Below are 8,010 nucleotides of genomic sequence, written 5' to 3'. Positions count from 1 at the left end.
TTTCTAATATCAGTTCGTTTAATTAATCTCGGTAAATCCATTCGTGATTATTTTTAGACAAGAGATCTTCTGCTTCTTTCGGCCCTCTATCACCGGTATCGTAATTAGGGAAAGAAGGTTTAGGCAAGTCGTCCCAGGCCTGTTTAATCGAGTCGGTGATACGCCATTGCTCTTTGACTTGGTCATAAGTCCCAATGTGTCGCTTGCTTCCTTTTAATATATCAGAAAGGACAACTTCATACGGTTCTGGAATAGAAACGTCTTCGAACGCTTCCTTATCTGGTCCCAGTACCGTTTTTAATCCATTTTCACTTTCAAACGAGCTGTTTTGATGAACAACAAATGACAGTCCCAATTGTGGTTCGATAGAGAAAGATAGCCGAGATTGCTCATTCGTTGGTGCATCAGAAGCCCCTTTAAATATCAAATCAACGGTAAAGTGATTTTCTGCCAATGATTTACCCGTTCTTACATAAAACGGAACACCTTGCCAGCGGTCTGTGTCAATGCCCAGCTCAATGGCAATATAAGAATCGGTGTGGCTGTCTTCTGGTACATCTTCTTCGTCTCGGTAAGCATCATACTGGCCACGAACAACCTTTTCTTTAACGTCTTCTTTTGTGAATGATGGTATTGTTTTTAACAACTCCAATTTCTTCTCGTTAATGTGTTTTTCATCCAGTTCATCTGGCAAGTCCATTGCGACAAATGAAAGGATCTGTAGCATATGATTTTGGAACATATCAAGTAAAGCACCATTTTCATCATAAAAAGCTCCACGACTGCCAATTGAAAAATCTTCTGGCAGAGAGATTTGAACGTGGTCAATATACTCACGATTCCACACCGCCTCGATGAACGGATTATAGTAACGTGTGGAAAGAATATTCTGTATCGATTGCATGCCTAAGAAGTGATCAACGAGATAAATCTCTTCTGGGTCAAACGCTTTTTTGAAAATGTCGTAGTACTCTTTTGCGGATTCTAGACTTTCACCAAAGGGTTTTTCCACACCAACACGGTGACTACCTTCCACATCTAATATGCCCGACTCTTTTAAGTTAGTCGTCGTTTCGTCGTAAAGACTAGGCGGAATAGAATAATAATAAACATAAGCCGGCTCAGCATCGAATGCATCGGTCGCTTCTTTAATGGTTTCGGATAATTTATCAAAATCATCTAATTCTGTGTTGTCTACAGATTGGTAGAAAAAATGCTTTAAAAAGTCTTCATCAATGGACTCATTGTCACCTTCTTGTTTCACCTGCTCTTTTACATAGTCCCGGTATTCTTCATTGGACATGTCCTTTCGTGATACGCCAATCAATGCGAATTTCTCAGAAAATGTGCCTTGTTCAAACAGTTGATGAAACGCTGGGAAAATTTCAGATTCTGCTAAATCCCCCGTTCCACCGAATAAAACGAAAACGCCACCTATTTGTTCCTTTGTCATAGTTAACCGTTCCTTTCGTATAAAAAGTTTACGTTGACTTCATTTTAAGGAATAGTGACCTGATTAGCTACTAATATACTTGTGTCATGATAGCTACTGATTTCTTGTCTAACACGTTTATAATCAGTATACTGAAGGTATTAGATTAGAGGAGTGGATAAGATGTCAGAATATGAAGTACCAAAGGTCTGGGAATGGAATCAAGAAGAAACAAATCAATTCGGTAACCAACCAGTTGCCGGTAGTCGATTTGATCAGACGCTTCCCGTTGGAGAGCACCCTTTACAAGTGTATTCTTTAGGCACACCTAATGGGCAGAAAGTAGCCATTATGCTTGAGGAACTGAAAGAAGCCGGTGTTGAGGGAGCCGAGTATGATTTATACAAAATTCATATTGGTGAAGGCGATCAATTCGGTAGCGACTTTGTCAATATTAATCCTAATTCTAAAATTCCAGCGATGATGGACTATTCGCAGGATGAACCGATTCGTGTCTTTGAATCTGTTAATATTTTGCTTTATTTAGCTGATAAATTCGGGCAATTTATGCCGACTAATCTAGCTGAAAAAACAGAAGTGATGAACTGGTTGTTTTGGCAGACAGGTGCTGCTCCATATGTAGGTGGTGGTTTTGGACACTTCTATCATTACGCCCCTACTGCTCAAGAATACCCAATCAATCGATTCACAATGGAAACGAAACGTCAGTTAGACTTGTTGGATAGACAATTGGCAGATAAGGACTTCATCGCTGGAGATGAATACACAATCGCTGACATGGCCATCTGGCCTTGGTATGGCCGACTTGTTCAAGGACACTTATACGGCGATGCCGCTGAGTTTCTTAAAGCTGATGAGTACAGCAACTTGAAAAAATGGGCTGACCGTGTAGGCAACAGACCAGCTGTCAAACGTGGTCTTGAAGTCGAGTATAAAGATGTCAACTAATAAATTGTGCATATAGCTGTAACCACTATTATTGCATATTCAAAAGAGCCACTGACATGTAAATTAATGTCAGTGGCTTTTTTTGCTAATTGGATAAAATTCTACTATCAATCGTCTAGGATGTATATAGTTAGTTTAAGTTCCACCTCATTCATTAGTATAAAGGGACTCAACACATTCTATTCTTCAATCATTTTTCTGAACTCAATTAATTGTATCTCTTTTTCTTTAGCATATTCTTTTAAACCCGGTGTGAATCCTGTCTTAGAAAATAGATACAGAGCTTTGTTTTGGTAGGGAAAGAAATGGCTTCTTTCCACTAATCTTTCAGCTATTGAACGATCGGTCGGTGCTTTTCTCCATTTACATTCACCGACAATTAAATCTGATTTCTCAAGTCCCAAGCCTATGATATCGACTTCTTCTTGACTGGTCGCTTTATTGCGTATCAAGGGATTATTTCCCCACCAAGAACCCACTTCTGCGATAAGGAAAGGCACTTGTTCTGATCCGTTTTGACTATATAACCAATCTCGACAAAACTCTTCAAATACTATTGATGTGTATTGAGGCAAATCCTCTTCGATTTTATTCCATATTAAATGAGTACGACTTGTCTCTATAAAGTTTCTATAGTTTGGGATGTAACGATACCAAAAACGAAATAATCCGTCTGATACAATATATACAGGTTTATTTTTACCTATTTTTGTTAAAGGCAGCTTTTTTTCTATAATATTTAAATCAATTAATGTCATTAAATATTTAGTAAGAGGACCAGAATCTATACCTGTTTTCCCAATGATATCTTTCATCTCACTAGCACCACCCGCAATAGCAGCTATTATATCGTTATACCGGTTAGGAGTACGTAGCTCCTGCATAAGTAAATTTCTGGGTTCTTCATATAAGAAAGTATTTTTGCTTAATACGTTCTGTATAATATTCTCTTTAAGAGACAAGGAATCGTCCATCAACGTTAGATATAGTGGAATGCCTCCAGTTAATCCATAAATTGTCATGAAATCATCTTCGGGCATAGATGGAAGAAAGGCTTTTGATTGAGTATAATTTAATGATAATAGCTTTATCTGTCCTGTCCTCCTTCCATATAGAGGACTTTCATACCCAAGTACTTGTTCTTCCATAAAAGATAGTTGCGAGCCCGTTAAAATAAGCATCAAATTCGGTAGTTTTAAATAATTTTTATCGATTACTTTTTGAAGAACTGAAGAAATTCCTTCACTTGATTTAGCCAAGTAAGGATATTCATCAATAATAAACACTAGTGGTTCGGGACTTGTTTCTGCGTATGTGGCTACGGCCTCAAAAGCATCCTGAAAGCTTGTAAAATGACTGACTGATAAACTCGGAGCAATTAAACTAATAATAGCTTGACTTAAGTTAAATAGATTAGATTCTTCTCCAAATTGATCAGCAGTGAAAAATACGGCCTTTTTATCTTTGACAAACTCTTCCAATAACCTTGTCTTGCCGACTCTTCGTCTACCATAAATTGGTATCATTTCAAACTTTTTACTATATAACCGCTCATTTAATTCTTTTAATTCTTCTTTTCTCCCTATAAACAAGACATCACCCTCCACATTATGTTCTTCGTTTTTAGTATATCATGATATACTAAATTACGATATACTAAATCTAGATAATAAATGTTATCATCAAGTGATTATGCTTTTATTGATTGAAAGGTTGAAAAACTAAGCACCCACTTCTTCAACTATTCCTCTTTTCATCAACACAGGATGAACTTTAGCCATAAAATAGCCGGCTAACGGTCCGAATATAATCATGCCGATGATTGTTCCTTCTCTGACGGGCGAACTTAAACCAAATGCAAAGGTCAAAGCTAGTGAAATCACTACACAAAGAATATCCACCCCTTGTCTAAGCGTAGAAAATTGTAAGGGCGTGACTTTGGTTAAGGCTAGGCATACACTCTCTATGGGAAATGTCACCAGGTCCAAAACCATTACCACACTTACCGAAAAGGTAGATAAAACCAATGCGGCACAAAAAACAATTAATGATAAGAGGTAACTGTCAAAACTAAGCGATGAAAATAGTGTATAGTAAAAATAATTAACCAACATACCAATTAAGATACTCAAAGGAATTTGTAAAAAACGATTAAACCCGAAGTCTTTTTTTAAGATAATGAATTGGCCGGCAACACAAATCAAGTTAACCACCATGGACAATGTGCCAATTTTAATTCCGGACAGTATAGATAACGACTGGGTCATGGCATCAAAAGCGCCCACCCCTACTGATGCCTTTAACATGAGCGATATCGCAAAAGCAACCGTAGCTGAGAAAATCGATAATAATGCAAGGCCTTTATATTTTGTCATGTTAAAATCCTTTCCAAATAAACTAGTCATTCTTAGTCTTCATTATACTGCAATCGCATCCATACACAACTAGTGACAGTCTTTTTTCATTTGAAAATGCTTGTCATCCATTATATCATTTGAATAAAGTTATTAGGAGGATAGCATGCACACAAAAATTAAATGGACCCTACTGATAATTGGCGTGTTGGCTTTGACGCTGCTTATCTTTTCAGGCTTCTTTACTTCCTCAACTGATGACGGAATGAATGGCCTGACTCTAACTGACGAACGAGTAGAAGAAAGTGAACAGACGGCTGTACCGACAGAAGACTTGACCGATATACTCATTCTTGGCGACTCGATTGGCTCGGGTGTTGGGGATGATGAGCAATCAGGCTTTGGTGAGAGATATGTTGCCTTACTTGAAGGCGAGTATCATCATGAAGAAGTCATTACTAATATCTCTGTGCCAGGTTATGTGAGCCACCAACTCGTAAGTAAACTAGACAGTGGTGAGCACCATGCGATGATTGAAGAGGCACAACTCATTATTCTATCTATTGGAGGAAACGACTTAAACCGAGTCAGATTCGAAGACGACATCGAGTCATCTTTTGAGGAAGCACTCAGCGACTATAAAGATCATCTCGATTCTGTGATTCGAGAGATACGGTCAGTGAACCAAGCTGCCCAGCTTGCCTTCATCGGTTTATACAACCCTTACGTAAGAGAATCTCCAGAGTTAACTGACTTACTATTGGTATGGAATGAAGAAACGCGTTCGATTATAAATTCTTACACCAATACTGCCTATATCCCCACCTATCAGTTATTTAATGAGGACCTTGATTCTTATCTTGCATCCGATCACTTTCATCCAAGTGCATCAGGTCATCAAGTCATTGCTGAACAACTTTACGCCATTCTAAACTAATGATAAACCAAATCTTTCCAGACGAAAGGAGACCCATTTGAAAAAGAATTATAGTGTAAAAGCTTTAATGCTTAACCCGATTGTCGTCATTCTTTATATCCTAAGCTGCTCTTTGCTTTTGAACTTATTTGAGTTAGGTGGTATAGCAAGACGAGCACCGATTTTTTTCATTACCATAGGCGTCTTACTTATGTGGTTCCTCTTGTGCTTCTTTTTTAGAAAAAGAATCCGGAGCCGTGTCTCTCAGCAGACTGAATTTAAAAGAAAAATGAGTGCGTACTGGTTCTGGTTTGCTGTCGTGGCGGTTATCGGAACGACTATTTATACTGGGTATCAAACCTATGTGATTTCACAGTGGTGGGGCACTCCTCTTCACAGAAGGATTCATGAATGGCGAACGCAAACGACTATAGACCTTGAAGAGGTAAATATTATTGAACAAGGTCTAAACGGACTTTTAGCTGACATTGATGAAGCCATCCATTTGCCAGAAAAACTATATGCCTCTTCAACTGTTGAAGTGGCGTTTAACCGAGAAGACGACCTCGTATCATTGTATATGCCCATAATGGGGGAAAACGAAGAGGGATTATTCGAGAGTTTTCTTATTTCATCTACCTCCAATCCCAATCAACTGACCGTTTCCAGACATGAACCGAGAGACTCAGATACCACAGACGAAGACTGGCTTTTGTCTCCCCTTGTTGACACCTTGGATCAATTAGCTATTGACGAAATCATTGATGAATGGCCTAAGAAGACCGTTTTGGTATTTATTATGCAGGCTACCGAACATGGGGTTATAACCCAACGGGAATTTACTATTTGGAAGATAGTGAACCTGTACCACTTGAGGGAGCCGATGAAGAAATCATAGGGTATACGGTTTCGATTTTTGTATCAGGAAGAACAGATGATATCACGCCGATGCGATTTATCGACCGTTCATTGAGTGAGCCAGCAGAAAGGCAAGCTTTGGAAGCTGAAAACGAGTTAACTCTTGGCTACCAAGTGGACGAACGTGAGCAGGACGTTTATTTCTTGTCTGAGGATTTAGGATACCGATTAACGGTTATCGACGCTGCTACGGGTAGCCGTTGGTACGGATTAGATCAGACACTTAATGGAGGCAATACCTGGGAAACAGTCAATAATGATCCATTCGACGGACAATCAGGTGTCAGCTCAGGCTTAGTTTTTTTGACGACGAGTTAGGATTTTTCCTTTTGTCTAGAAGAAGTCAGACAGAAGCTACACTTTTCCGTACAGATAATGGTGGCCAAGTCGTTTCCGCAGTTACCTTTCCTGATGTGAATGAATCATCAGCAGTACCTCAGCTACCTTATGAAGAAAACGGGAGCTTATTTGTTCAACTCTATCCAGATCCGAGGTCGGAAGTTTTATACGAGACCTATTATCTCTATCAGTCTAATGACGAAGGAGAAACATGGGAGTTGGTGGATGTAGTGGAAGGTGGCGACGATGAGTGAACTCTGTAGAGAGCGTCTCTCTAAGCAGCTCACGGTATCTTGTATAGTATGAGTTGCTTAGAGATTGAGTCTCTAAGCAGTTCATGACTTCATCATTCCTTGAGTTGCGTAGAGAACGGTTCTCTACGCAACTCAGCCACTTTTTCGAATGCTAACGTTTAATGATATAATATAAAATAGGGATGAACCTCAGTAAAGAAAGCTTTGACTGAAGTTCATCCCTATATAGTTTATCATACCGATTTGTTAGACTAACATGACACGTTAACCTATGGTGTCTTTAGCTGTATCACGAATAATAAGTCAGTTATCATTACTCGTTTATAAATGCTCTATTGGACGTTATATTCATACTGTTTTCTTCATCCCAAAACACTCTAGGTCCAAGCATTTCCAGTTCATAAACGCCCTCTTCTATCGTAACAGTAAATAGATCCGTTTCTTCATCAAACGCAACAGTGTAGTCTTGATATTCAGTATAATCCTGATCTTCATCCGTTTGCTCAAATGGGATATCGTAATTGTCAATATATTCATTTAATCCATAGTACACCAACCCCGATGGATAAAAGCTTAGTAACAATCCACCATTTTCCACAGCTAATTGAACGGGTTCTTCTTCAATTGAGACCTTGAATTCTTCATCAAAAGTCATCTCATCTTCTGAATCACAAGCAGTCATCAATAGAAGAGAAAGAAAAGACATACAGAGAATTCTTTTTTTCATCATATCACTCCCTCACTTTTTTTAGTAATTACCAATTTTTTTGTTTTTTCGTGTTGTTTTAATGCAACTATCGTTGCTCTATCAATTAAAATACAAAAAGG

General features: G+C 38.6%; 9 protein-coding genes. 5 read left to right on the top strand and 4 right to left on the bottom strand.

Going from position 1 to position 8,010, the window contains the following annotated elements; genetic code table 11:
• Window positions 1-22: 22 nt before the first annotated feature.
• Window positions 23-1,453 carry a glucose-6-phosphate dehydrogenase gene (gene zwf / locus C3945_RS11425; RefSeq protein ID WP_161879782.1) on the bottom strand — a complete coding sequence of 477 codons (1,431 nt, stop codon included), beginning with the start codon at window positions 1,451-1,453 and terminating at the stop codon, window positions 23-25.
• A gap of 162 nt (window positions 1,454-1,615) precedes the next feature.
• Between zwf and yghU the strand changes: the two genes are divergently transcribed.
• Window positions 1,616-2,401 carry a glutathione-dependent disulfide-bond oxidoreductase gene (gene yghU / locus C3945_RS11420; RefSeq protein ID WP_161879781.1) on the top strand — a complete coding sequence of 262 codons (786 nt, stop codon included), beginning with the start codon at window positions 1,616-1,618 and terminating at the stop codon, window positions 2,399-2,401.
• A gap of 179 nt (window positions 2,402-2,580) precedes the next feature.
• Here the strand turns inward: yghU and C3945_RS11415 are convergent, their stop codons facing one another.
• Window positions 2,581-3,993 (bottom strand): ATP-binding protein, encoded by a 1,413-nt coding sequence (locus C3945_RS11415; RefSeq protein WP_161879780.1) that lies wholly within the window; start codon window positions 3,991-3,993, stop codon window positions 2,581-2,583.
• Between the two features lie 129 nt (window positions 3,994-4,122).
• On the bottom strand, window positions 4,123-4,776 hold the full coding sequence (locus C3945_RS11410) for a YczE/YyaS/YitT family protein (RefSeq protein ID WP_161879779.1): 654 nt from the start codon (window positions 4,774-4,776) through the stop codon (window positions 4,123-4,125).
• A gap of 145 nt (window positions 4,777-4,921) precedes the next feature.
• On the opposite strand from C3945_RS11410, the gene C3945_RS11405 reads away from it, so the two are divergent.
• The 4 genes from C3945_RS11405 to C3945_RS11390 are packed head-to-tail and all read left to right on the top strand — an operon-like array spanning window position 4,922 to window position 7,182.
• On the top strand, window positions 4,922-5,692 hold the full coding sequence (locus tag C3945_RS11405) for a GDSL-type esterase/lipase family protein (protein WP_161879778.1): 771 nt from the start codon (window positions 4,922-4,924) through the stop codon (window positions 5,690-5,692).
• 37 nt (window positions 5,693-5,729) lie between these two features.
• Window positions 5,730-6,569, top strand: a complete 840-nt coding sequence (locus C3945_RS11400) for a hypothetical protein (RefSeq protein ID WP_161879777.1) — start codon at window positions 5,730-5,732, stop codon at window positions 6,567-6,569.
• A complete protein-coding gene (locus C3945_RS11395; RefSeq protein WP_161879776.1) occupies window positions 6,518-6,907 on the top strand; it encodes a hypothetical protein in 390 nt (129 codons plus the stop codon). Before C3945_RS11400 ends, C3945_RS11395 begins: the two co-directional genes overlap by 52 nt.
• A gap of 11 nt (window positions 6,908-6,918) precedes the next feature.
• Window positions 6,919-7,182, top strand: coding sequence for a hypothetical protein (locus C3945_RS11390; RefSeq protein ID WP_161879775.1), 264 nt, complete (start codon window positions 6,919-6,921; stop codon window positions 7,180-7,182).
• Between the two features lie 313 nt (window positions 7,183-7,495).
• Here C3945_RS11390 and C3945_RS11385 read toward each other — a convergent pair whose 3' ends face one another.
• A complete protein-coding gene (locus tag C3945_RS11385) occupies window positions 7,496-7,909 on the bottom strand; it encodes a hypothetical protein (protein ID WP_161879774.1) in 414 nt (137 codons plus the stop codon).
• Window positions 7,910-8,010: the final 101 nt, after the last annotated feature.

This window comes from Alkalibacterium sp. MB6, from assembly GCF_009935905.1.
Classification (GTDB): Bacteria; Bacillota; Bacilli; order Lactobacillales; family Carnobacteriaceae_A; genus Alkalibacterium.
This window is presented reverse-complemented; position numbering and strand designations above follow the sequence as displayed.

Excerpts from the sequence above, each read along its gene's own strand:
- zwf (WP_161879782.1), bottom strand. The coding sequence starts at position 1,453 with ATGACAAAGGAACAAATAGGTGGCGTTTTCGTTTTATTCGGTGGAACG.
- yghU (WP_161879781.1), top strand. The coding sequence starts at position 1,616 with ATGTCAGAATATGAAGTACCAAAGGTCTGGGAATGGAATCAAGAAGAA.
- C3945_RS11410 (WP_161879779.1), bottom strand. The coding sequence starts at position 4,776 with ATGACAAAATATAAAGGCCTTGCATTATTATCGATTTTCTCAGCTACG.
- C3945_RS11405 (WP_161879778.1), top strand. The coding sequence starts at position 4,922 with ATGCACACAAAAATTAAATGGACCCTACTGATAATTGGCGTGTTGGCT.
- C3945_RS11385 (WP_161879774.1), bottom strand. The coding sequence starts at position 7,909 with ATGAAAAAAAGAATTCTCTGTATGTCTTTTCTTTCTCTTCTATTGATG.